Genomic DNA, 23,304 nt, shown 5'->3' with positions numbered 1-23,304 from the left:
GAAGCAGGAACCCACCCAGAGCGACCCGCACCCGATCACAAGCCGGTGTGGGAGCAGATGGGAATCCCGGTCCTTCAGGGCCGGGAGGAAGTCAACGTGGCATGACGCGGCAGACCGCGCACCGGCCGCTGCCGGTACCGTGTCCGGGCACAGCACAGGACCGGGAGAACCATGACCAGCCCTCAGCAGCACCTCACCCACGTCGACGCGTCCGGGGCCGCGCGGATGGTCGACGTGTCCGAGAAGGACGTCACCGCGCGCTCCGCCCGTGCCACCGGACGGGTGCTCGTCGCACCGCAGGTGGTCGCACTGCTGCGGGGCGAGGGCGTGCCCAAGGGAGACGCTCTGGCGACCGCCCGCATCGCCGGGATCATGGGCGCCAAGAAGACCCCGGAACTCATCCCCCTGTGCCATCCGCTCGCCGTCTCCGGGGTCGAGGTCGACCTGGCGGTCGCCGACGACGCCGTGGAGATCGCGGCGAGGGTACGGACCACGGACCGCACCGGTGTCGAGATGGAAGCGCTCACAGCAGTCACGGTCGCCGCGCTGACAGTCGTGGACATGGTGAAGGCCGTGGACAAGTCCGCGGTCATCACGGACGTCGGAGTCGAGGAGAAGGCGGGCGGAGCGTCGGGGGACTGGGCGCGGCAGCCGCGCTCCGACGAGACCGGCGAGGAGGGCGCGTGAGCGGGCCCGAGCACCGCGAGACCCCCGGCCGCGGGGAGGGGGCCGCCGCCCACCGCGACGCGGACCGGACCGCTCCGCACGACCTCGTGGGCGAGGCCCCGCCGCACGGCCACCGCGCTTCCCACGGCCCCGTCGCGGGCGCTTCCTCCTCTGTGCGGCCGTACCGCGCCCTCGCGGTGACGGCCTCCAACCGTGCTTCGGCGGGCGTCTACGAGGACAAGGGCGGGCCGCTGCTCGTGGCGGGCCTGGCAGCCATGGGGTTCGCCGTGGACGGGCCGCGTGTGGTGCCGGACGGCGAGCCTGTCCGCGAGGTGCTCCGGGAGGCGGTGGCGGCGGGCTACGACGTCGTCCTGACGACCGGCGGCACCGGCATCTCCCCGACCGACCGGACCCCTGAGGTGACGCGTTCCGTCCTGGAGCGCGAGATTCCCGGTATCCCGGAGGCCATTCGTGCCGAGGGGGCGGCGAAGGTCCCCACGGCGGCGCTCTCCCGCGGTGTCGCGGGAGTGGCCGGCCGCACCCTCGTCGTCAACCTTCCGGGCTCCACAGGCGGCGTCAAGGACGGGTTGGCCGTTCTGGCCCGGCTGCTGCCGCATGCCGTCGACCAGGTCCACGGCGGCGACCACCCGACAGAGCCGGAACGTTCTGCCGAGCCGGGCACCCCGCGGCGGTCCGGCGGACACAGAGGGGACGACGCCCGCTGAACGCCCCATGGCCGGTCGAGCTGGCGGACGGTCCCACGACCCTCCGCCCCATAAAGTTGCGCGACCAGCGCACCTGGCGGGAGGTCAACCAGCGCAACCGGGACTGGCTGCGTCCCTGGGAGGCCACGATCCCGCCCGCACCGCCCGGTCATCTGCCGCCGCGCCGCCCCTCTTTCCGCCAGATGGTGCGGCATCTGCGCACCGAGGCGCAGTCCGGCCGGATGCTGCCGTTCGTGGTGGAGCACGAGGGGCGGCTCGTCGGGCAGTTGACTGTAGCGGGCATCACCTGGGGCTCCATGTGCTCCGGCCATATCGGCTACTGGGTGGACCGCGCGGTGGCTGGACGGGGCGTCATGCCCACGGCCGTGGCGCTGGTCGTGGACCACTGCTTCCGCACTGTCGGATTGCACCGTGTCGAAGTCTGCATCCGCCCGGAGAACCTCCCCAGCCGTCGCGTGGTGGAAAAGCTCGGCTTCCGGGAGGAAGGAATCCGGCCGCGCTATCTGCACATCGACGGCGCCTGGCGCGATCACCTGGTGTTCGCCCTGACAGTGGAGGAGGTCCCGGAGGGCCTGCTGACCCGCTGGCACCGGTCGAGACCCGGCCACTCCACCGAAATAAAGTAGACGTTCGATTTGTGGGGTCGGTCGGAGAGACAGGTTTCCCGCCCCCCTCGTTCCGGCCATTTCTCGGCCGATTCCGCATAGTCCCGGTCCGTCGGTCACAAAAAAAGTTCGACGGATCGGCCAGATCGTGCAACACGCCGGGCTGTTTGGCAGATGGGCTCACGTAATCCCCTCTACCGTGTGAGGGTGAGCAGCAGTGGCCTCATCTACGCAGTCATCGTCGGGGCCTGGGCCGCCTACTTGGTGCCGATGTGGCTTCGTCGCCAGGACGAGTTGAACGAAGCCCGTCCGACGGAACGCTTCAGCACCGCCATCCGGCTGCTGTCCGGCAAGGCCGGTATGGAGCGCCGCTACGCCAGAGAGGCGGAACGGCGCCGCGTCCGCGAGGGGTGGGCGGCCGACGACCCGTACGCACGGAGAGGCGGCGCCGAGCACGAGCCCGGCCCCTCCGCCGCGCACGGCTCCGACGGTGACGCGTACCGGAGCGACCCGGACGCCGCCACCGAGCAAGCGGTGGACGTCCGGGCCTTCGCCGACCCCAAGACCATGGTCGGCGCCCCCGGCACCGACACGCCGACCGAGGTGCACGCTCACCGTGCGGAGGGTCGTCCCGCCGGAACGGCCCGCCCCGGCCGCCTGAGCGGCGGTCCTGGCACTGCCGCGCATGGCGGTCACGAGGCGCCGGAGCACGGGGCCGGGGGAGCAGGTCCCGGGACGGGTCCGGCGAGGGCACAGGGCCGCCCCTCGGAGCACCCGGGGGAGCCCCGGCGCGACCAGGAGGGGCCCGACGGGGCCGGTCCGGACCGCTCCCGCACGAGCGCGGCCGGGCGGGCGGGGCCGGCGCACCCGCAGACCGCGGCCTCCCGGACCGCGCAGGGAGCGGGACGGAGGGCCAAGCAGGCCAAGCGCGCCAAGCTGCTCGCGCGGCGGCGGCGCACGACGATGCTGCTCTTCCTCGCGTTCACCGTGGGCACGGTCGTGGCGGCCGTCCGCGGGCTCGCCCTGCTGTGGGTCCCCGCCGTCCCCGCCGTCCTGCTGAGCGTCTACATCGTCCACCTCCGCGTCCAGGAGCGGCGCCGCTTCGCCTTCACCATGGACCGGCGCCGCGCCGAAGCAGCGGCGCGCAGTCTGCGCGCCCAGCGGCCGTACGACGACGCCGGACCGTCCGACCGGCGCCGGGCCGAGGCGCTGCACACCGACACCGAGCCGGGCCTCCCGGTGCGTACGGAGGGCACCGGCGGTCCCGGCCGCGAGGAGCGGCGCCGCGGCGGGGATCAGCATCCCCGCGAGGAGCGCCGCTCTCGTGCCGGCAGCCCTCCGGAGACCGCGGCGCCCCGGCACGGACACGAGCACAGCAGCGCCCACCCGGAAGCCTCCGCTGCTGACCGTGCGGATGCGCACCCGGAGGCCCTGACCCGGGCCGAGCAGCAGGAGGCGGCAGAGCGCCGCGCACTGGTCGAGCAGACCGACCACGCCGAGTGGGTCGACCAGCAGCGCGCGCGGGACCGGGACTCCTCCGAGGGCGAGGGCTGGGAACCGGTGCCCGTACCGCTGCCCACCTACGTCAGTGCCCCGGTCGCTCCCCGTGCGACGCGCGGCGTCGATCTGGAGGCCCCCGACGCCTGGAGTTCGGCCCGCTCCAGCAGCGTCCCCGCCGCCGAGCCGCGCCCTGTCGCCGAGGACGGAAGCACCGCCGACCGCGACCGCACCCCCCTCTTCGACCAGTACGAAGGCGAACAGCGACCCCGTGCCGCCAACGAGTGAGTCCGCCGTGGACGCTTCCGCTGGAGGCGCGGGAACGGATTTCCTCCCGTCCCGGCGAGGGTGCTACTGTTTCATCTGTCGCAAGGGCCTGTGGCGCAGTCCGGTAGCGCATCTCGTTCGCAACGAGAGGGTCAGGGGTTCAAATCCCCTCAGGTCCACCGCATGTCAGAGCCCCTGCTGGAGTCATCCGGCAGGGGCTTTTTCGCGTCGTACCGCAACGAAGGACGGCAACTGCGTCGACTGTCCTTGATTGCTTGCCGGGGAGAGCCGGCGGGCTGCCGAGGTGGTTGCCGGGCTCCGCAGCGCCATGCGCGTCTTCTCGGGGCGGGAGGTGCGGGCAGCCCTCCCGTGCGATGGCGATTCCGCTGTGCCGCAGGAGTTGTGGGAATCATCCACACCGCCGTACGCCCTCGAAGGGCGGTGCTGCTCCTGGATCAGGTGGAAACGCGGTCGTAGCCGACTGGAGCAGTGGGGTAGAACGGCCGATATGACGGTCTTCTATTGTGCGAAGTGTGGTGCCCAGCTCAGCCAGGATCTTCAGAAGCTTCCGGATGTTCCCGACGCCTCCGTGTGCGACAGGGACCGCGACCGCAAGACCTGGCTCGCGCCGTCGACCGTCCCGCGCGGCCACTACGCCATCGACCCCGAGCCGTGGGGAGCACCTTTTGTGGCTCCGGACCTCGGTGAGCACCCGAAGCCTTCCGGAAACCGCGCCCTCCCGATGCCGCCCGACATGACCGACACGGTGTCCGCAGGGCCCCGGAATTCCGCCGTCGTTCATCCAGATGACATGTCCACCGTCCAGTTGACCGGGGCCTCGAGCGTCCACTGGGGGTGTTGTGGGCCGCTCGGCACCGGAGGTCGCAACATGGCATGTGCCTGCGGAACGCTCCTGGCCACCCTCGTGGCAGACTGCATGGGCCCCCATGAACTGCACCTCGATCCGATCCGCGTGTACGCCTACACACCCGACCCGCCTATGTGATCACCGATCGCTTGGGCGCCGCAGCCGCGCCTTCCGGGGCAGTTGCAGGAATCGGGTACCTGCAGACGCAGACGAGACCCCGTTCGCTCTGCTCGATCGGGCGGGATCCCGGGTGTTTCCGGGGGTGGTTCCCATGCGGGTGCCCGAACGAGCCCGCAGGTGACGTCCGTTCTCGCGGGCGACGTGATCAGCCGACGGTGAGGCGCGGCCCGGGCCGTCGCTCGGGGAAGCCCACCAGTCGTGACTGGCGTGTTCATGGCCGATCGCTGGCGGCGTCCGGGGTGTGCAGGGCCGGGATGAGGCGCCAGTCGCGTTGGAGGACGAGGATGTGCAGGTCGGCGGCGGCGATGGCGCGGAGCGTCGGGAGGAGTTCGGCTGCCTGACCCGGGGTGGGGCCTCGTCGGTACACACGTCGGAGTTCCTGGTGGGTGAGGTGCGGTGGCGTGAAAAGAGCTCCGTGACACGGCTGGTGCCGCCGCCCGGTGCCCCCGGTGAGTGGGTGGCCGGGCGGTGCGGCCGCCTGGGTCCCGGGAGGTGCCGGGACTCGGAGCGCCCGGGGTCTGGGGCCCCGGGCGCCGGGAGGTCCGGGCAGGGGCGCGGTCTCGCCGGGGGCGGGGTCAGGCGTTCGTCCCGTCCTGCCGCGTGCGGGTGCGGGTGCGGAGGAAGAGCGCGGCCAGGACGGTGCCGAGGAGGACGAGCGCGGCGTTGACCGCGATGGCGGTGGTGACGCCGTGGTGGACCGCTGCGGCGGTGGTCGCGCCCGCGGTGCCCGTGGTGACGACGGCGGACATGATCGGCGTGCCCATGGCGATGCCGACCTGTTGGGACATCGAGGCGAGACCGGTGGCGAGTCCCTGTTCGGCGTCCGGGAGGCCGCTGGTCGAGGTGACCATGAAGCCGACGATGACGAGCATGTTGCCGACGCCGCCGAGGAATGTGGCGGGCAGCAGCAGGCCCAGCGCGGCGCCGGTGGTGGTGCCCAGGAAGAGGAGGGTGGCGGTGGCGACCGCCTGCAGCAGGCCGCCGCCGACCAGGGCGGTCAGGGTGGAGGTCCGGGCGATGGCCTTGGGGGCGACGAGTCCGCCGAGGACGGTGCCGATGCCCAGGACACCGAAGGTGACGCCTGCGGCGAGTGGCGTGAAGCCGAGTGCCTTCTGCAGGTAGAGGGTGAGCAGGTAGACCAGTGAGGTCTCGGTGGCGAAGGCGAGGAGCCCGAGCACGTTCCCCCATGCGACGTTGCGGCGGCCCAGGACCGTGAGCGGGACCAGCGGCTGGGCCACCCTGCGCTCGATCACGAAGAACGCGGCCAGCAGCACGGCACCGGCGGCGAGGCCGGCCACGGCCTGCGGGGCGGTCCAACCGTGCTCGCCGGCCTGGGTGAGGCCGTGGACCAGAGCGAGCAGACCGCCGGTGACCGTGAGGGCGCCCGGCAGGTCGAGCCGGGGCCGGGCGGGAGGTGCGGGCTCCCGGATGACGACGGGTGCGACGAGGACGACGGCGAGCGCGACGGGGACATTGAGGAGGAACGCCCAGCGCCAGGAGAGCAGGTCGGTCAGCACCCCGCCGAGGACGGCGCCGGTGGTGAACCCCGCGGACATGAGAGCGCCGTTGATGCCCAGCGCCTTCTGCCGCAGCGGGCCTTCGGGGAACGCCGTGGTGAGCAGGGAGAGCCCTGCCGGTGTCGCGGCGGCCGTGGCCAGGCCCTGGGCGACACGGGCGGCCAGGAGGACCCCCGGGCTGGTGGCCAGGCCGCCGGCGAGGGAGGACAGGCCCAGCAGCGCGAGGCCGGCTATGAAGATCCTCTTGCGGCCGGCCAGGTCGCTGATGCGGCCGAAGAAGAGGGTGAACCCCGCGGCGGCGAGTGCGAACGAGGTGGCTATCCACTGCAGGTCGGCAAGGGGGAAGCCGAGTCCGTCACCGATCGCGGGCAGTGCGACGTTCAGGATCGAGAAGTCGACGGCCAGCATGAACTGGGCGACCAGCAGCACGGCCAGGACCACCTTCAGCCGCCCGGTGAGCTGCCGGGGCGCGGCCGTCGGTTCCGGGACCTCCCTGACTTCGGGTGCCGGTGTGGGCGGCCGAGACATCTTAGTCGTGGACATGACACTACTTCCTCTTCAGGTAGCCGCTGCGGCGGCGGGTGCGGCGGGTTTTGGGGTGGGCCCGGGGCAGGGGTGACGTCCCGGTAACGGAACCTCAGTCCCGTTATGCCTGTGAAGGTAGCACGGGAGAGCTTTTAAAGGAACTGTCGTTTCGTTAGTGCGAGTCGGTTCGACGCCCGGGAGTGAGCTGTGCTGGTCGGCCTGTGCGCGGAGGGGCAGGCGCCTGCCGCGTGACCGCACCTACCCGCCGGTCCGCAGTCGCTCGGGCAGCAGTGGATGGTCCGGGCTCGCGGGGGAGGGGCTTCCGCCCGGCGGTGGCACACGAACCGCGGGGGTGCGGGGTGCGGGGGCGTGCCAGGCCGGCGGTCCGCCGCCGGGGTCGACAATGCCGCGGCCACCGGTCGGCGGGCGGTGGGGTCAGCCCGCCGAGCGGTGGCGATTGGTGCCGCGCGTGGGGCGGGCGTGCCGGGAGGGATGGGTGGGGACCGGGGGGAGGTCGAGCTGTCGGACGAGCTGGTGGAAGCAGAGCAGCGCCGTGATGGGCGGCAGGCCGGCCACCGCGATCCCCGCCGGGGTCGGCGGGGCGTCGGCGACGCACAGCAGGGAGGCGACGGCGGCGAAGAAGAGGACGACGAGCCAGGAGTGCACCGTACGGCGGCGGTAGGCCCGGGTGCGCAGGATCGAGAGCGTGGCCGCGACCCAGGGGGCGTAGATCAGCAGCGGCCAGGCGTGCGCGACGCCCGGGGGTGCCGACTCCTGGGCGAGGTCGTAGAGCGACGGGTAGGACGCCTTGGCGCCCAGGAAGCTGACCAGGAGGACGATCATGGCGGTGAGTGTGACCGAGAAGGCGCTCAGGATCCGCCGCCAGCTCAGTTCTCCCCGTTGTTGCTGCTGCTTCGCCCGCTCCAGGGGGCGTTCCTTGCGGTGCCGGGCCCGGGCGGCCACGCCGGAGGAGTCCGCGAGGCGCTCCTGTTCGACCGTGTCGAGGAACCGGGCGAGTTCGGCGTCCAGGTCCGTGTGGTGGTCGGTCTGCTCGCCGCGCTCGGGGTGCGGCGAGCCGAAGCGGGTCAGCCCGAGGGTCCCGGTGTCGGTGGGGTCCAGTCGCACAGCGTCGTCGTTCCTGACCGGAGCGGCCCCCCAGGTGTGGGCCGGGTGCACATCCCGTTCAGCCGGTTTTCTCTGCCCGGGGAAGCCGTTGTCCGGATCAGGGGGTACGTAGGACGTGTACGAGTGCGACGTCTCGGTCAAGACTGAACTCTCTTCTCTGCGGGCAGGTTCAGACGACTGTGTCGAGACCGGTCCGCACGCGCATGACGCCCTTGGTGGTGACCGACGCCGCGTCGCCCCGGTCGTCCGCGCCGACCAGTGAAGGCGGATGACGGGGGTGACCGTCTCGGGTACATCCCGGACAACGAATGCTCCAGCCGGCGGAAACCCCTGCGTGCAGTACTCAGACTTATGAGTATGCGGTTTTCCGCACGTATGTCACTCCTGCGTGGCGCAGCCGGAAGAGGGTGAGATGTACAGGATGTCGGTTCACCGGATTTTCGGCCGCGCTGTACGGCGCGTGGTCTCCTCGTACGTTGCGGCGGGTGCGCGATTCCGTCGGCCGGGCGAGGAGCCGGCGGCAGCTCTCCGGGACGCCGGTAGCCTGGGGTCCCGCCGTCCGAGAGAGCTGTCGCCCCATGACCGAACCGTCCGCCGCGCGTGACGCGTACACGCACGAAGAGCGAGCGCATGACGGCCGCGGCGACGGTCATGCGCACGACCAGCCCGCGCGGCGCGAGCCGGAGCCCCGTGGCCCCTGGGAGGCGCTGGTCCAGGCGGTGCGGTGCCCCGTCTGCGGGGCCTCCCTGGAGGCGGCGGAACGATCGCTGCGCTGCCCGAACCGGCACACCTTCGACATCGCCCGACAGGGCTACGTCAGCCTGCTCTCCGGGGCCAAGCGCACCGCGAACGCCGACAGCCCGGCGATGGTGCTGGCCCGTACGGCCTTTCTGGAGGCCGGACACTACGGACCGCTGACCGGAGCGCTGGCCCGGATCACCGCCTCGCTCGGCCTCCCCGCGGAGAGCGGAGGGGGCATGGTGCTGGACGCCGGTGCGGGCACCGGGCACTACCTCGCCGCCGTTCTGGAGGCGCTGCCCGGCGCGGTGGGGCTGGCCCTCGACGCGTCGACCTACGCACTGCGCCGGGCTGCGCGGGCGCACCCGCGTGCGGGGGCGGCCAGTTGGGATGTCTGGCGGCCGTTCCCGGTCCGGGACGGCTGCGCGGACGTCGTGCTGAACGTCTTCGCGCCGCGCAACGGCGGGGAGTTCCGCCGGGTGCTGAAACCCCGCGGGGTGCTGCTGGTGGTCACGCCGACCGAGCGGCATCTGCGGGAACTGCGCGGCGCGCTGGGCCTGCTGGAAGTCGACCCGGACAAGGAGGAGCGCCTGGAGCGCACCCTGTCGGGGCACTTCGTGCGGGAGCGGGCCGAGGCTCTGGAATACCCCCTCGCCCTGTCCTCCGCGGACGTGGCGAACCTCGCCGGCATGGGACCGGCCGCGCGGCACGTCGAGCCGGAGGAACTGCGGGAGCGGGCCGCCGCACTGGGGGAGGGGGCGCAGGCCACCGCGTCGTTCGGCATCTCGGTGTACCGGCCGGGTCCCACCGCCGGGTGACCGCTCGGACCGCACTGTTCGCCCCGGCGCGGCGAGCGCTGACCGTCGTGTCTCCGTTCGCCGTGCCTTGGCCTGTCGTCCCCCGGGACCTCGCGCTCCAGTCGGCCGCTCGGCGGTCTGTCGCGTCCCGGTTCGTCGCGCGGTGGCTGCCGCTACGCGGCCCGCGGCGCTCCCGCTTCTCCGGGGGCGTTCGCCGCCGCGGCCCGCTTGAGGCGGTCGGGGGTGGCGTCCAGGACGTCGTCGAGCAGGCCGCGTGAGGTGTGCAGGGCCTCGATCTCCGCGGTCATCCGCTCGCGTTGGACGAGCAACTGCCCCACCAGGTCCGGGCAGGTCGGGACGAGGCGATCACCCTCGTCCCGCAGGCACGGCAGGATCTGCGCGATCGCCGAGGTCGACAGTCCCGCTGTCAGCAGGCAGCGCACCCGGCGCACCGTGTCGACATCCGTCTCGCTGTACTCGCGGTAGCCACTGGGCAGCCGCTGCGGGCTCAGCAGGCCCTGCTTCTCGTAGTAGCGCAGCAGCCGTTCGTGGACGCCGGTGCGGCGCACCATCTCCTTCATCCGCACGGCCTGTTCGCCTCCTCGGAGCCGCCGGAAGCATCCCGCTCCGAACGCGGCTTGACTCTGACACTGATGTCGGAGTTTAGCTTCTGGGACATGACCGAGAAGCACACCGCGGCTGCGGCCGCATTCCCGTCCCTGGACGTACACGTACAGGGCAGCGGTCCCGCGCTGCTGCTCGCACACGGCGCGGGCGGAGGGATCGAAGCCAACTTCGGGCACGTACTGGACGATCTGGCGTCCGCTCACACGTTGATCGGACCGCACTACCCGGGTGCCGGAGGCACGCCCCGGGCGGGGGAGCCGCTCGACCTGGACACGCTGGTGGACGCCGTCGTGGAGGCCGCGGTCTCGCGGGGGCACGAGGACTTCACCGTGCTGGGGGAGTCCCTGGGGACGGTGGTCGCCCTGCGGGCCGCGGCGCGGCATCCGGAGCGGGTGACCGGGCTCGTCCTGACCGCCGGGTTCGCGGTGGCCGATCCGTTCCTGGACTTCGCCGCCTCCCTCGTGACCCGCCTGGGGCGGGCCGGGGAGTGGGACGCGGTGGCGCGTGTCGCCACCCACGCAGCGCTGTCGGACGGCGACCTCGGCGAACTCACCGCCGAGGCGCTGGAGGACGCTGTCGCGGCGACCCGGGAGGGGATGCCGCCGGGCGCGGTGGACCACTTCGACCTGGTGCGCAGGGCCGACGTACGCGGCGACCTCGCGGGCATCCGGGTGCCGGCTCTGGTGGCGGTGCCCACCGGTGACCGCCTCGTCCTCCCCGACAGCTCCCGCCGGCTCGCCGCCGCCCTCCCGGACGCCGCCCTGGTGGAGATTCCGGGCGGCGCCCACGTCCTGGGCGAGCAGGACCGCAAGGTGTGGCTCGGGCATGTGCGGGAGTTCCTCGCCGGGCTGCCGGAGGGCGCAGGGCAGACCGCTCAGCAGCCGCCGCAGTTGTAGTAGGTGACGTCCCAGTGGTTGCCCTCGCGGTAGTAGATGTTGCCCGAGGCCGACTTCCACTTGGAGCCGCCGATGGAGGTGAAGGCCCCGGTGATGTAGTTGTCCAGGCAGCTTGAGAGGGACATGTCGAGCTTGTAGCCGTTCCAGTGGCTGTAGGTGCCGGAGGCGTGCCCGGTCTCCGTGCCGCCGGTCAGCCGGACCGCGCAGCCGGACGCCCTCTTGAGGGTGACGGCGCCGTCCGCGGTCTGCGACCGGAGCCCCTGGAAGGAGGTGCAGGTGGGGTTGTTCCGATCCGAACAGCCGCCGCTGGATGTCCAGGTGATCCCGGCGGACCGGAAGATGGACGTCGCCTGGGAGTGGGTCAGCTTCGCGAGGAGCTGCGGGCTCCCGGCGGCCTGCGCGGGGCTCTGCGGGGTCGCGGGGGACGCCTGTGCCGCCTGCGCGTTCACCGGCGCGGTCAGCGCCAGTGCGGCGGCCGCCGCGGCGCCGAGGAGTCCGGTCCGAGCGTGGCGAGTGGGTCTCATGGGTGCCTGCCTTCCCGAGGGACGGGGTGGGGGTGCACGACTCGCGGAGTGTCGGGGGCGGTGGTCGGGCGTCAACGTAGCGGCATGGCAGGGGCATGTAAACAAGGTCCCCGAGTGGTCCGGCCATTGGCGTCCAGGGCGCCCAGAGGCACGCTCCGGGCGCCGCGGAGAGGCGGCAGGGCCCGTTCAGTGAAATCTGGCGAGGAACCCCGGGTGTTCACCTCCGGGAGAATCGCCTCTCAACGCTGTTGTGACCCGCGCGGGTGCGCTGATCTGCATTGTCGACCTCGGCCAGGGCGTTTCTGGCTCTCGATGTACTCCTTCACCACGGCCGATGCGCCGCCGCAGGAGGCGGTGAAGGAGGAGGACCAGAAGTGGTCGGTCAAGTTGACGGCAGCAGCTTCAGCCCCACAGCTCCGCCGACGATCAGCAGCAGGCACACCAGCCGTGCCGCGGAGACCGCGTCCCCCAGCACGGCCATCCCGTAGACCGCCGTACCGACGGCGCCGATCCCCACCCAGACCGCGTACGCGGTGCCCAGCGGAATCTGCGAGACGGCGTACGACAGGCCCGCCATGCTGGCCGCGAGCGCGACCAGGAAGAGCACCGAGGGCCACAGCCGGTGGAAAGTGTCCGACGCCTCCAGAGCGGTCGCCCACAGCGTCTCCAGGCACCCGGAGACGATCAAAACGCCCCACGCCAGGCCCATCCGGTACTCCCTCGCTCCGCGCGCCCTGCCGATGCCACCGGGGACCCGGCGTCCGGACTCGGCGCTCCTGCCGCCGTCGCGGGCCCCGGGCGCCATTCCCCCAACCGCCGGCCCCGTCGCCCGCGTTTCGGCCCTCCGCTAGCGCCGCCACCAGTGCGTCTCGCGGCCGCTCGCCCGCTCCTTCTCGCCCTCGCCGAAGCGCCCTGTGTCGTGGCCGGTGGTAGCGGATCCGGTGGGCGCGTCAGAGGCGTTGGGACACGACTGGGGCTTCGAGAGGATGTCCTCGACCTCCTGACGCACCGCAGCCGCGAGATAGTGGCTGACACCCGGTCCCAGCGCCTCCCGCACGGCACCGGTGGAGGTCTCCTTCACATCGGCCACCACCACCGTGCTCGCGGGCGGAATCTCCGCGGTGAGCTCCTCCAGCCCCTCGTTCGTCTCCACGACCCGGCGGGCGTCGTGGCCGCCGCCGATCAGGCCCCCGGTGGTGAAGCCGAGCAGGGCACCCCGCGGCCCGCCCACCAGGCCCACCAGCGCACCGACGAGGCTGCCGACGGCGAACCCGGCGGCGCCGCTGATGTGGTCCACCTCGCCGACGATCTCGGCGTGCCCGTTCGGGTCCCGGCTGATCACCCGGGCCTCCCGCAGGTCGAGCGCGCCCCGGCTGTGCGCACGCTCCAGCTTCTCCAGCGCGTGCTGTGCCGCTCCGGTTCCCCGGTCGGTGAAGTCGGCGCACACGATGTATTCCGTCATACGACCCACGATCCGCGCTCTCGCGGGCTCCGGCATCCCCAGTCCGGCAGCACCCGCGCGACCTGCGGGTTCGCCCCGACGACAGCGCCGGCGGCCCGGTTCTTCGGCCGGTCCCGTCCGGTGCCGCGCTCCGCCGCGCGATCCGTACGGTGCTGCGACTGGCACCGGCGGGGTGCGGCGGGCGAGGGTGGCCCCATGAGCGTCGCGTTCCTCTTCCCCGGCCCGGACTCGCTGCGGGCCGGCATGCTGCACCGGCTGCCGGACACGGCCGCCTCGGCGACCGTGCTGGCCGAGGCCGAGTGGGGCCATCCGGGAGGGGTCGCGGAGCTGGACACCGCCGAGGCGCTGGCCGGGTCCGAGGTGGCGCGGCACGTGAGCCTGCTGGTCGCCGGGGTGGCCGGCGCCAGAGCGCTGGTCGAGGACGAGGAGGTCCTACCGGCCGCGGTGGCGGGCCACGGGCTCGGCGGCTACGCGGCGGCCGTCGTCGCTGGGCTGCTCACCTTCCCGGAGGCGCTGCGGGCGGTGCGGCTGCGTGCCGAACTCCTGGAGCGGGCGGAGGAGCCCCCGCACGATCTGGGCATCCGGATGGCACAGCACCTGGCAACGGTGCAGCGGCGTGCGCACACGCTGCCCTACGTGGCCGGCACCAGCGGTCTGTGCCTGCACGGCGACACCAACGGTGTCTTCGACGACCTGGCCCGCTCCGTCGCGTTGCCGGTCCGGCACGAGGCCGTCACGGCGGCCTTGCGGGAGACCGGTGCCGACCGGTGGATCGAGCTGCCGCCCGGTCGGGCACTGACCGGGCGGCTGGCCGGGGGCGGCCCCGACGCCGTGGGGCCCGGGGTGCGGGTCGTCTCGGTCGAGGAGATCGGCATCGCGCAGGCCGCCGACTTCGCCAGAGGTGTGACCGGGGACGTGACCGGGTTCGGGGATGTGACCGGGGAGGGCGCCGCGCCCCTCTGTTGACCGGGTTGTCGGCCGGAGCGGTGACCCGGTGCGGTCAGTCGGTTCCGCGCAGCGGTTTGCTGAAGCAGCGGCTCTCCGTGTGGAACCGGTAGTGGCCGAACTTCGCCGGGGCCGGGACATATCCCGATGACGTGTACAGCGCGATGGCTTCCGGTTGCTGGAGCCCGGTCTCCAGCACCACACGGGTGCGGCCCGCCTCCCGCGCGTCGTCCTCCAGCAGCGCCAGGATCCGGCGCGCGAGGCCCTGGCCGCGTGCCTCGGGCACGACGAACATCCGCTTGAGCTCGGCGTCGCCGTCCGCGTAGTTCTCGTCCTCCTCGTCCGGCCCGTGCGCGGCGTCCCGCGCGCGCCAGGCGCCGGTCGCGACCGGCCGTTGCTGCGCGTCGTAGGCCAGCAGATACAGACCGCGCGGCGGCTGGAACATCGACGGGTCCAGCGGCGTCGCGTCGCCTTCCGGGTCGCCGTAGCGCAGCGCGTACTCCTGGAGCACGAGGTCACTGAGCTTCCGGGCGTCCGGGTGGTCGTAACCGACGGGAACGATCTGCATGCGGGCATCGTAGAGCGGGTGGACGCGCGAGGGATCGGCCGGTCGGCCGCTGCGGAACGGTCCCCGCCCGGCTCCTGCCCTCCGACCTGTGCCCGCGGCTTCCGCGGACCGGTGACGCCACCGACAACACTGAACCGCCGGCCGGCCGCGCTGACGGCTTCACGGGAGGCGTGTACCCGGACTAGGCCGCTGTGGCAGTCCGCTACGACACAGCGTGCGACGACATCCGGGCCGTTGCTCACCAAAAGGCAGCACAGTGCCTTGTCCGTGCGGTCGGTGGGGTGCATCGGCTGGGCATGCCCCGATCACGCTTGCTCCGTGTCGTCAGTCACAGGCAGGGCAGCCCTCCGCCGAGGGCAGGCGTCGGAGGCGTGGGGCGGCGTCAGTGGCACGGTCGCTCGGAGGCCACTGCGGCATATGGTGCGAAGGATGCGCGTACCGATGAGGAGCATGTTGTGCACAAGGTGAGCACGGTCAACGTGAACGGGCTGCGGGCCGCGGCGAAGAAGGGGTACGCGGAGTGGCTGGCGGCCACCGACGCGGACGTGGTCTGCCTCCAGGAGGTCCGCGCGGAGCCCGGGCAGCTGCCCGAGGCAGTGCGGTACCCGGAGGGATGGCACGCCTTCTGGGCGCCGTCCTCCGCGAAGGGCAGGGCCGGTGTGGCGCTGCTCACCCGCCGGGAGCCCGACAGTGTGCGGGTCGGCTTCGGCGCACCCGAGTTCGAGGAATCGGGCCGGTACCTGGAGGCGGACCTGCCCGGTCTGACGGTCGCGAGCCTGTATCTGCCCTCGGGGGAGGTCGGCACCGAGCGGCAGGACGAGAAGGAGCGCTTCATGACGGCGTTCCTGCCCTACTTGCGTGATCTGCGTGAGCGGGCGGCGGCGGCCGGGCGTGAGGTGCTGGTCTGCGGCGACTGGAACATCGCCCACCAGGAGGCCGACCTGAAGAACTGGCGCGGCAACAAGAAGAGCTCCGGGTTCCTGCCCGAGGAGCGCGCCTGGCTCTCCCGCGTCCTCGACCCGGAGGACGGCGGCTGCACGGATGTCGTCCGCGCGCTCCATCCGGACGTCGCGGGCCCGTACTCGTGGTGGTCGTACCGGGGGCGCGCTTTCGACAACGACACGGGATGGCGGATCGATTACCACATGTCCACACCGGGTCTGGCCGAGCGCGCGGTGAAGGCGTACGTGGAGCGGGCCGCCACGCACGCCGAGCGGTGGAGCGACCATGCGCCGGTGACCGTCGACTACGGGGCCTGAGCGCGGCTGCTTCCGCATCGGGATGCGCCTCTCCCCGGCCGCCCGTCGGGGAGTTCGTGACACCGCCGCGTGGCCGGTGCGTCGGCGGGTGCCGTGGTCTTGTGCCGTCGGTGCGGGCCGGGCCACCGTGGAGCCGGTGGGGCGAGGGCCCCGCCGTCCCCAGGGGAGGCCGCCATGGACGCTGCCGCGGAGTGCGGAGCCGAGGACGGGACAGGAGTGGATGGGACGGGAGCGGACGGGGCGGGGGCGGATGCCGCTGCCGTCCCGTTGCCCGCCACCCGGATCGGTGACGGTGCGCACCATGTGATTGCCGTGCACGGCTGGTTCGCGGACCGGCGTGCCTATGCGCCGGTGTTCGACGTGCTCGACCGTGCCACGTTCAGCTACGCCGTTCCCGATTTGCGCGGCTACGGCGAGGCGCGGGACATTCCGGGCGCCTGTACGGCGGGTGAGGCCGCGCGGGACGTGCTGGCGCTGGCGGACGCGCTCGGCTGGGAGCGGTTCTCCCTGGTCGGGCACTCGATGGGCGCGGCCGTGATGCAGCGGGTCGTGCTGGCGGCGCCCGGGCGGGTGCGGCGGATGGTGGGCATCGCGCCGGTGCCTGCGAGCGGGGTGCCGCTGCGGGGCGAGCAGTGGGAGCTGTTCGCCGAGGCCGCGCGGCGCCCGGCCAACCGCAGGGCGATCATCGACTTCACCACGGGTAACCGCCGCCCTGACGCCTGGCTGGATCTGATGGTCGAGCGCTCGGTTGCGTGCAGCGATCCGGCCGCGTTCCGCCGCTGGCTGGACTCCTGGGCGCTGGAGGACTTCCACGGGGAGGTGCGGGGCTGCCGGGTGCCGGTGCGGCTGGTGGTCGGGGACGGTGACCCGGTGCTGTCGGCCGAGGTGGTCCGCACCACATGGCTGCGCTGGTACACGGCCGCCGAACTGGTGGAGTTGCCCGCGGCCGGTCACTATCCGCTCGACGAGACGCCGCTGGAGACCGTCCGGGCGGTGGAGGATTTCTTGCGCGCCGACGGGCAGCCCGGCGAGGCCCCGGGCGGCGGTCCGGGCGGCGGTCCCGGCGGGGTCCGCGCTCCGCGCGGGCGGGAGGGCGCGTGAGCGGCGCCGCCCCGGAACCCGGTGCACCGGGCCCTGCCCCGGCTCCTGCCCCTCCGGAACCCGCCCCACAACCCGCCCCGGGCCTCGGCACACCGGTCCCCGACCGGGACGTGTTCGATCCGCGCCGCTACGCGCGCGGGCTGCCGCACGAGGTGTTCCGTGCGCTGCGGGACGACGAGCCCGTGGCCTGGCAGGAGGAGTACGAGGTGCTGGGCTGGCCCGCGGGGCCGGGCTTCTGGGCGGTGACGCGGCACGCGGACGTGCTGCGGGTGCTGCGTTCGCCCGGTGACTTCTCCTCGTACGAGGGCGCCACCCAGATCCGCGATCCGGCGGCGGAGGATCTGCCGTTCATCCGCCGGATGATGCTCAACCAGGATCCGCCGGCCCACAACCGGCTGCGCACTCTGGTCAGCCGTGCCTTCACCCGGCGCCGTGTGGAGCGGTTCGAGGCCCAGGTGCGGCAGCGGGCGCGCAGACTGCTGGCGGGGGCGGTGCGGCAGGCCCGGGCGCGGGGGAGCTGCGATCTGGTGGCTGCCGTCACCGACGATTTCGCGCTGCTCAACCTCGCGGACCTGCTGGGGGTGCCTGCCGGGGACCGTGGGCTGCTGCTGGAGTGGACCGAGCGGATCATCGGCTACCAGGACCCGGAGCAGGCTCGTACCGTGCTCGGTCCGGACGGCCGTCCGGCCGATCCGCGGTCGCCGGCCATGCTCCAGGAGATGTTCGACTACGCGCGCCGGCTGGCGTCCCACAAGCGGGCGCATCCGGCGGACGATGTCATGACCGCGCTGGCACACGAGTTGACGGGTGCCGAGCTGGAGATGTTCTTCTTCCTGCTGACGGTCGCGGGCAACGACACGGTCCGCAGTGCCGCCCCGGGCGGATTGCTCGCACTGGCGGAGCATCCGCGTGCCCAGCGCACCCTGCGGGAGCTGGTGCGAGCCGGGCAGGTGCGGGCGCAGGCGGTGGCGGTGGAGGAGCTGCTGCGCTGGCACACCCCGGTGCTCAGTTTCCGGCGCACCGCGGTCCGGGATCTCGAACTGTCGGGGCAGCGGGTCGGAGCGGGCGAGAAGGTGGTGGTCTTCCACGGGTCCGCCCACTATGACGAGCGGGTCTTCGAAGCGCCGCACACACTGGATCTGGCCCGTGCGCACAATCCGCACGTGGCGTTCGGTGCGGGTCCGCACGTGTGCATGGGTGCCCATTTCGCGCGCCTCCAGCTGCGTGTTCTGCACCAGGAGGCGGCGCGGCTGCTGCCGCCGTACGAGCTGCTGCCGCAGGGGGAGGGGGCCGGGCAGGTGCGCCGGCTAGTCTCCAACTTCATCCACGGGATCAAGGCGCTTCCGGTCCGGCTCTCCGGTGCCTAGCCAGTCCTCCAGCTCGGCGCGTACCCGCCGGTCCATGGCCAGGCCCAGTTCCGCCTCGACGATCTGTTTGGCGGTCGGTGCCAACTGGGTGAGCAGGTCGTTCAGTTCGGCCGGGTCGGTGGACTGCTGCCGGGGCAGCAGGTGGGTGCGGAAGAGGCGGGCGAAGGTGGCGGCGATCTCGTCGGTCTGGGTGCGCAGTTCGCGGGCCGCGGCCAGTACGTCGGCCAGCGGGATGCCCTTGGCGACCAGTTCGGCGGAGCCGTCCAGCAGACGGCGGCTGGTGTGGACGAACTCGTCGCCGTCGACGGCGACGTACCCGAGGTCCAGGGAGTCGGCCAGATTCTCGGGGGTGACCTCGCCCTGGAAGCGGTCGGCGAGTTCCTCCGGGGTGAGCCGGACCGGGATCTCCTCGGAGAAGGGGGTGACCACTGCGCTCTCCAGGCCCATGACCTCGGCGGCGGTGCGGACGTCGCGGCCCTTCTCGAAGGCGTCGAGGAGGTCGGCGATGCCGCCGAGGGTGTGGCCGCGGGCCAGCAGTGCGGTGATGCTGCGCAGCCGCGCGAGGTGGTGCTCGTCGTACCAGGCGATGCGGCCCTCGCGGCGGGGTGGCGGGAGGAGTTTGCGTTCGCGGTAGAAGCGCAGGGTGCGGGTGGTGATTCCGGCGGCTTCCGCCAGTTGGTGTGCGCGGAACTCCCGCTGCCCGGCGGTCGGCCCACCGGCCGGGTCCCCGGCGGGTTGGCCGGCTCCGTCCGTCGTGTGTTGCTCGTTCGCGCTCGCCACGTCCCCCAGCCTAGGCGGACGCCGGGGACGGCCGCCTCGGTGCGACCGCCGGTAACTTTCCTCGCGCCGACCCCTACCCATGAGTATGCGACTGCCCTACTCTCGGAGACCATGCCAGTGATTACTGGCATGGTTTGGGGTCCGCAGTGCGCGAGCGCGGCAGGACGCGACACCCACGACGCAGCACGCGACAGATCCGGGAGGCGGCGGCATGGCGGCCGAGCACGAGCAGGAGCACGTACGGGTGGCGGTGATCGGCACGGGGTTCGGCGGCCTGGGCGCCGCCGTGCGGTTGCGCCGCGCGGGGGTGACGGACTTCGTCGTCCTGGAGCGCCGGGAAGCCGTCGGCGGCACCTGGCACGACAACACCTATCCCGGATGCGCGTGCGACATCCCCTCGCACCTGTACTCCTTCTCCTTCGCGCCCAACGCCGACTGGCCGCGCAGCTTCTCGCCCCAGCCGGACATCCGCGCCTACCTGGAGCAGGTCGCCGACACCTTCGGGCTGCGCCAGCACATCCGCTTCAACACCGAGGTGCAGCAGCTGAGCTGGGACGCGGAGGAGCTGCACTGGCGGGTGGAGACTCCGACGGGCACACTGACGGCCGACCTGGTCGTCTCCGCCACCGGCCCGCTCTCCGAGCCCAAGCTGCCCGACATCCCCGGCCTGGACTCCTTCGAGGGGAAGGTCTTCCACTCGGCCACCTGGGACCACGACTACGACCTGCGGGGCAAGCGGGTGGCGGTGATCGGCACCGGCGCCTCGGCGATCCAGATCATCCCCGCCATCCAGCCGGTCGTCGACGAGCTGACCGTCTTCCAGCGCACCCCGGCCTGGGTGCTGCCGCGCAACGACCGCCGCATCAGCGCCACCGAGCGGAAACTGCACGCCCGCTTCCCCGCCACCCAGAAGCTGCGCCGCTTCGCGCTGTGGGGCGTACGGGAGCTGGAGACGCAGGTCTTCGCCAACTACCCGAATCTGCTGCCCGCCGTGGAGAAGATCTCCAAGCTGCACATGAAGCGCGCCGTCAAGGACCCCGAGCTGCGCCGCAAGCTGTCGCCGGACTACCGCGTCGGCTGCAAGCGCACGCTGCTGTCCGACGACTACTACCCGGCGCTCGCGCAGCCCAACACGCACGTCGTCGACTCGGGCCTCAAGGAGGTCCGCGGCAACACGCTGGTCTCCTCGGACGGCCGCGAGGTGGAGGTCGACGCGGTGGTCTTCTGCAGCGGCTTCCATGTCTCCGACATGCCGCTCGCCCACCTGGTCAAGGGCGCCGACGGGGAGACGCTCGCCGAGGCCTGGGCCGAGGACGGGATGAACGCGCTGCGCGGGACGACCGTGGCCGGCTTCCCCAACTTCCTGTTCGTCATCGGGCCGAACACCGGCCTGGGCACCAGCTCGATGGTGCTGATCATCGAGGCGCAGCTGAACTACCTGGTCGACTACGTGCGGAAGCTGGACACCCTCGGCGGCGGCGACAAGGCCGCACTGGACGTCCGGCCGATCGCGCAGCACACCTACAACGCCAAGCTGCGCGAACGTATCGCCTCCAGCGTGTGGGAGACCGGCTGCACGAGCTGGTATCTGGACGCGCAGGGCCGCCCGGTGGCCGTGTGGCCCGGCACCACGGCCGAGTTCCGCAAGGCCACCCGGGAGGTGTGGCTGGAGGAGTACGAAGTGCTGCGCCCCGGCGGCGGGGGTGCGGCCCGCCGCAAGGCGCCGCTGCTCGCGGGGAGCACGAGCCGGGGCGCGGCCACCGGCGCCTTCCACGCGGCGGAGGACCTGCCCACTGCGGCGCGGAGCGGCAGCGCCGCCGCGACCCGCCGCGACACTGCGGAGGACGTGCGATGAGCAGCATTCTGAAGGGACTCACCGGGCGCTACGCGCCGCCCGCGCCGGCACGCGAGCTGACGGCGCGCTCCGGGGACGGGGTGCGCTTCCCCGTCGAGGTGCACGGCCGGGCCGGCGACCCCGCGGTCGTCCTCGCCCACGGCTGGACCTGCTCGACACTGTTCTGGGCACCGGTCATCCGGGACCTGACAGCGAGCGGCCACCGCGTCGTGGTCTACGACCAGCGCGGGCACGGCCGCAGCCCGGCGCCGGCGACCCCGATGGCGTGCAGCACCGCCATGCTCGCCGACGACCTGTGCGCCGTCCTGGAGACGGCGCTGGAGCCGGGGGAGCGCGCCGTCATCGGCGGTCACTCGATGGGCGGCATGACGATCATGGCAGCGGCGGACCGGCAGCGGCTGCGCGAGCACGGCGCCGCGCTGCTGCTGTGCAGCACCGGAGCGCAGCATCTGACAGGGCAGGCCCGGGTGCTGCCGTTCCGCTCGGAGCGGGTGCGTGCGGTCGCGCACCGCGCGCTGCTGGGCTCGTCCGCGCCGCTGGGGCCCGTCACCCCGCTGACCCGCAAGGCCCTCGCCTACGGCACGCTCGGGCCACGCGCCGAGCGGGACGCCGTCGAGGCGACCGCCCGCATCGCGCACGCCTGCCCCACCCGGGTGCGGTCGGCGTGGGGCAGGGTGCTGGCCGGGCTCGACCTGTCGGCCAAGGTCCCGCACCTGGCCGCGCCCACCGCCGTCGTCGTCGGTACCCACGACCGCCTCACCCCGCTCCCGCACGCCCACCGGATGGCGGCTCTGCTGCCGGACTGCACGGGCGTGCACCAGCTCGAAGGGCGCGGGCACATGACGCCGCTGGAGGAGCCCGGGACGGTCGCCGCGGTCCTGGCCGGGCTCGCCCGGGACCACCTCGCCACCGCCGGGCGCACGGCGAAGCCGTCGAAGAAGAAGGAGAAGAGCGCATGAGCAGGGTCGCACTGGAGGGGCAGGTCGCCGTCATCACGGGCGCGGCACGCGGCGTGGGGGCACTGCTCGCACGGAAGATGGCGGCACGCGGCGCCAGGATCGCCCTCGTCGGGCTGGAGCCGGACGAACTGGAGCGGGTGAACGCGTCCCTGCACACCGAATCGGCGCACTGGCACGCCGACGTCACCGACCACGAGGCGATGGCCCGGGTCGCACGCGAGGTCAAGGCGCACTTCGGGAAGGTCGACATCGTCGTCGCCAACGCCGGGGTGGCGGCGGGCGGTCCGTTCATGGACTCCGACCCGGTCGCCTGGCGCCGGGTCATCGAGGTGAACCTCATCGGCGGCGCCGTCACCGGCCGGGCCTTCCTGCCCGTACTGCAGGAGTCGCGCGGCTACTTCCTGCAGATCGCCTCGCTCGCGGCGATCACCCCGGCGCCGATGATGACGGCGTACTGCGCCTCCAAGTCCGGCGTGGAGGCGTTCGCGCACAGTCTGCGCGCCGAGGTCGGGCACAAGGGAGTGGGGGTCGGCGTCGGCTATCTGAGCTGGACCGACACCGACATGGTGCGCGGCGCGGACGCGGACGAGGTGATGCGCGACGTACGGCAGCGGCTGCCGTGGCCCACCAACAAGACCTACCCGCTGGGCCCGGCCGTCGACCGGCTCGTCGCGGGCATCGAGCGCCGCTCCCCGCACGTGTACGGGCAGTGGTGGCTGCGCGGGATGCAGGGCATCCGCGGCTATCTGGCCCCGCTGATCGGCGGCCCGCTCGGACAGCGCGAGATGAAGGCTGTCGCCGCCCGGCTGGAGTCCTCCGGCGGGGTGGCCACCGGGCTCGTCGGCGCGGGCGGGGAGGCGGACGAGAAGGCCCGCGCGGGGCGCTGACGCGAGGCCGCGTGGGGCGCTGACGGGCTCGGCTCCGCTGCCCCGGCGGGGCGGGGGCGGCCCGCGGGGCCGCCGCCTGTCCGGGGTGCGGGTGGCTGTCCTGCCGGGGTGGAGGCCGGGGTCGGCGCCCGGCTGACGGGCCGGGCCGTACCGGCACTCCGACGTGCCGCGGCTTCCTGCCGCCGTCGCGGGGGCAGGAAGCCGCGGGACGCCGAGGCGGCGGCCGGGGCAGTGCACCACCGGGCCCGCGGAGAGCTTTCCGCCGGGCGGGGGTGGGCCGCCCGCTGTCTCAGTGGTTCTTGTCCTTCCACTCCTGGGCGCGCTGCTGGGCCTTGTCCTTCAGCTCCTGCGCCTTGTCGGTGGCGTCCTGGCCGCTGCTCTGCTTGCGGTCGCCGCCGTGCTTGCGGTCGCCGCCGTGCTTGTGGCCGCCGCCGTGCTTGCGGTCGCCGGACGAGGACTTGTCGCTCTTGTGCCGGAGCTGCTCGGCCTTGGACTTGAACTGGTCTGCGAGACCCATCGTCACTCCTTCGGACGTGTGTACGCACGGGCACTCTCCACCCTGCC

The 23,304-nt window shown here is 72.9% G+C and carries 24 protein-coding genes and 1 tRNA gene; 15 read left to right on the top strand and 10 right to left on the bottom strand.

The features are described from left to right. The first annotated feature begins 171 nt into the window (after positions 1-171). The 6 genes from moaC to ACFYNS_RS26625 all read left to right on the top strand — a co-directional run bounded on the left by moaC (position 172) and on the right by ACFYNS_RS26625 (position 4,766). Positions 172-687, top strand: a complete 516-nt coding sequence (gene moaC, locus ACFYNS_RS26650) for a cyclic pyranopterin monophosphate synthase MoaC (RefSeq protein ID WP_276475848.1) — start codon at positions 172-174, stop codon at positions 685-687. Beyond that, on the top strand, positions 684-1,391 hold the full coding sequence (locus ACFYNS_RS26645; RefSeq protein ID WP_388605440.1) for a molybdenum cofactor biosynthesis protein B: 708 nt from the start codon (positions 684-686) through the stop codon (positions 1,389-1,391). The genes moaC and ACFYNS_RS26645 overlap by 4 nt, the downstream gene beginning before the upstream one ends. After that, a complete protein-coding gene (locus tag ACFYNS_RS26640) occupies positions 1,388-2,017 on the top strand; it encodes a GNAT family protein (protein ID WP_360292262.1) in 630 nt (209 codons plus the stop codon). The genes ACFYNS_RS26645 and ACFYNS_RS26640 overlap by 4 nt, the downstream gene beginning before the upstream one ends. Before the next feature lie 153 nt (positions 2,018-2,170). Continuing rightward, complete coding sequence (gene glpR, locus ACFYNS_RS26635) at positions 2,171-3,781, top strand: gephyrin-like molybdotransferase receptor GlpR (protein ID WP_388605438.1); 1,611 nt, start codon at positions 2,171-2,173, stop codon at positions 3,779-3,781. A gap of 84 nt (positions 3,782-3,865) precedes the next feature. Beyond that, positions 3,866-3,939: transfer RNA gene (locus ACFYNS_RS26630), tRNA-Ala, on the top strand. A 329-nt stretch (positions 3,940-4,268) separates the two neighbouring features. Next, entirely contained in the window at positions 4,269-4,766 is a 498-nt protein-coding gene (locus ACFYNS_RS26625; protein ID WP_388605436.1) for a hypothetical protein, read from the top strand. A gap of 253 nt (positions 4,767-5,019) precedes the next feature. Here the strand turns inward: ACFYNS_RS26625 and ACFYNS_RS26620 are convergent, their stop codons facing one another. The 3 genes from ACFYNS_RS26620 to ACFYNS_RS26610 all read right to left on the bottom strand — a co-directional run bounded on the left by ACFYNS_RS26620 (position 5,020) and on the right by ACFYNS_RS26610 (position 8,116). Next, complete coding sequence (locus tag ACFYNS_RS26620; RefSeq protein WP_360292247.1) at positions 5,020-5,175, bottom strand: hypothetical protein; 156 nt, start codon at positions 5,173-5,175, stop codon at positions 5,020-5,022. Between the two features lie 208 nt (positions 5,176-5,383). Continuing rightward, positions 5,384-6,853: an MFS transporter gene (locus tag ACFYNS_RS26615; protein ID WP_388605445.1), complete on the bottom strand. Its 1,470-nt coding sequence runs from the start codon at positions 6,851-6,853 to the stop codon at positions 5,384-5,386. A gap of 432 nt (positions 6,854-7,285) precedes the next feature. Continuing rightward, the gene (locus tag ACFYNS_RS26610; RefSeq protein ID WP_360292242.1) at positions 7,286-8,116 is read right to left on the bottom strand and encodes a DUF2637 domain-containing protein; all 831 of its coding nucleotides are present in this window, start codon (positions 8,114-8,116) and stop codon (positions 7,286-7,288) included. Positions 8,117-8,553: 437 nt separating this feature from the next. On the opposite strand from ACFYNS_RS26610, the gene ACFYNS_RS26605 reads away from it, so the two are divergent. Further along, complete coding sequence (locus ACFYNS_RS26605) at positions 8,554-9,531, top strand: putative RNA methyltransferase (protein ID WP_388605434.1); 978 nt, start codon at positions 8,554-8,556, stop codon at positions 9,529-9,531. 152 nt (positions 9,532-9,683) lie between these two features. On the opposite strand, the gene ACFYNS_RS26600 is transcribed toward ACFYNS_RS26605, so the two are convergent. Next, positions 9,684-10,091 carry a MerR family transcriptional regulator gene (locus ACFYNS_RS26600; protein ID WP_388605443.1) on the bottom strand — a complete coding sequence of 136 codons (408 nt, stop codon included), beginning with the start codon at positions 10,089-10,091 and terminating at the stop codon, positions 9,684-9,686. A 96-nt stretch (positions 10,092-10,187) separates the two neighbouring features. On the opposite strand from ACFYNS_RS26600, the gene ACFYNS_RS26595 reads away from it, so the two are divergent. Then, the gene (locus tag ACFYNS_RS26595) at positions 10,188-11,033 is read left to right on the top strand and encodes an alpha/beta hydrolase (protein ID WP_360292233.1); all 846 of its coding nucleotides are present in this window, start codon (positions 10,188-10,190) and stop codon (positions 11,031-11,033) included. On the opposite strand, the gene ACFYNS_RS26590 is transcribed toward ACFYNS_RS26595, so the two are convergent. From ACFYNS_RS26590 to ACFYNS_RS26580, 3 genes are all read right to left on the bottom strand, one after another. Next, entirely contained in the window at positions 11,012-11,557 is a 546-nt protein-coding gene (locus tag ACFYNS_RS26590; protein WP_360292230.1) for a hypothetical protein, read from the bottom strand. The two genes, ACFYNS_RS26595 and ACFYNS_RS26590, sit on opposite strands and share 22 nt — an antisense overlap. 382 nt (positions 11,558-11,939) lie before the next feature. Next, positions 11,940-12,266, bottom strand: a complete 327-nt coding sequence (locus tag ACFYNS_RS26585; protein ID WP_360292227.1) for a multidrug efflux SMR transporter — start codon at positions 12,264-12,266, stop codon at positions 11,940-11,942. 138 nt (positions 12,267-12,404) lie between these two features. Further along, complete coding sequence (locus ACFYNS_RS26580; protein WP_360292224.1) at positions 12,405-13,019, bottom strand: DUF1269 domain-containing protein; 615 nt, start codon at positions 13,017-13,019, stop codon at positions 12,405-12,407. Positions 13,020-13,214: 195 nt separating this feature from the next. Here ACFYNS_RS26580 and ACFYNS_RS26575 point away from each other — a divergent pair, with 195 nt between their 5' ends. After that, positions 13,215-13,985 carry a hypothetical protein gene (locus ACFYNS_RS26575; protein WP_360292221.1) on the top strand — a complete coding sequence of 257 codons (771 nt, stop codon included), beginning with the start codon at positions 13,215-13,217 and terminating at the stop codon, positions 13,983-13,985. 34 nt (positions 13,986-14,019) lie between these two features. On the opposite strand, the gene ACFYNS_RS26570 is transcribed toward ACFYNS_RS26575, so the two are convergent. Continuing rightward, positions 14,020-14,532: a GNAT family N-acetyltransferase gene (locus tag ACFYNS_RS26570; RefSeq protein ID WP_360292218.1), complete on the bottom strand. Its 513-nt coding sequence runs from the start codon at positions 14,530-14,532 to the stop codon at positions 14,020-14,022. A 455-nt stretch (positions 14,533-14,987) separates the two neighbouring features. Here ACFYNS_RS26570 and ACFYNS_RS26565 point away from each other — a divergent pair, with 455 nt between their 5' ends. The 3 genes from ACFYNS_RS26565 (at position 14,988) to ACFYNS_RS26555 (ending at position 18,259) form a co-directional block, all read left to right on the top strand. Next, on the top strand, positions 14,988-15,791 hold the full coding sequence (locus ACFYNS_RS26565; protein ID WP_360292215.1) for an exodeoxyribonuclease III: 804 nt from the start codon (positions 14,988-14,990) through the stop codon (positions 15,789-15,791). A gap of 174 nt (positions 15,792-15,965) precedes the next feature. Further along, positions 15,966-16,892, top strand: coding sequence for an alpha/beta fold hydrolase (locus ACFYNS_RS26560; RefSeq protein WP_388605430.1), 927 nt, complete (start codon positions 15,966-15,968; stop codon positions 16,890-16,892). A gap of 110 nt (positions 16,893-17,002) precedes the next feature. Continuing rightward, on the top strand, positions 17,003-18,259 hold the full coding sequence (locus ACFYNS_RS26555) for a cytochrome P450 (RefSeq protein ID WP_388605428.1): 1,257 nt from the start codon (positions 17,003-17,005) through the stop codon (positions 18,257-18,259). Here ACFYNS_RS26555 and ACFYNS_RS26550 read toward each other — a convergent pair. Next, complete coding sequence (locus ACFYNS_RS26550; protein ID WP_360292206.1) at positions 18,200-19,039, bottom strand: MerR family transcriptional regulator; 840 nt, start codon at positions 19,037-19,039, stop codon at positions 18,200-18,202. The genes ACFYNS_RS26555 and ACFYNS_RS26550 overlap by 60 nt on opposite strands. Positions 19,040-19,250: 211 nt before the next feature. Here ACFYNS_RS26550 and ACFYNS_RS26545 point away from each other — a divergent pair, with 211 nt between their 5' ends. The 3 genes from ACFYNS_RS26545 to ACFYNS_RS26535 are packed head-to-tail and all read left to right on the top strand — an operon-like array spanning position 19,251 to position 22,740. Further along, positions 19,251-20,894, top strand: a complete 1,644-nt coding sequence (locus tag ACFYNS_RS26545) for a flavin-containing monooxygenase (protein WP_388605425.1) — start codon at positions 19,251-19,253, stop codon at positions 20,892-20,894. Further along, the gene (locus ACFYNS_RS26540) at positions 20,891-21,853 is read left to right on the top strand and encodes an alpha/beta hydrolase (RefSeq protein ID WP_360292200.1); all 963 of its coding nucleotides are present in this window, start codon (positions 20,891-20,893) and stop codon (positions 21,851-21,853) included. Before ACFYNS_RS26545 ends, ACFYNS_RS26540 begins: the two co-directional genes overlap by 4 nt. After that, a complete protein-coding gene (locus ACFYNS_RS26535) occupies positions 21,850-22,740 on the top strand; it encodes an SDR family oxidoreductase (RefSeq protein ID WP_360292198.1) in 891 nt (296 codons plus the stop codon). Before ACFYNS_RS26540 ends, ACFYNS_RS26535 begins: the two co-directional genes overlap by 4 nt. Positions 22,741-23,029: 289 nt before the next feature. Here the strand turns inward: ACFYNS_RS26535 and ACFYNS_RS26530 are convergent, their stop codons facing one another. Further along, entirely contained in the window at positions 23,030-23,257 is a 228-nt protein-coding gene (locus tag ACFYNS_RS26530) for a hypothetical protein (protein WP_388605422.1), read from the bottom strand. Positions 23,258-23,304 lie beyond the last annotated feature (47 nt).

The organism is Streptomyces sp. NPDC006925 (assembly GCF_042869575.1).
GTDB lineage: Bacteria > Actinomycetota > Actinomycetes > Streptomycetales > Streptomycetaceae > Streptomyces.
This window is presented reverse-complemented; position numbering and strand designations above follow the sequence as displayed.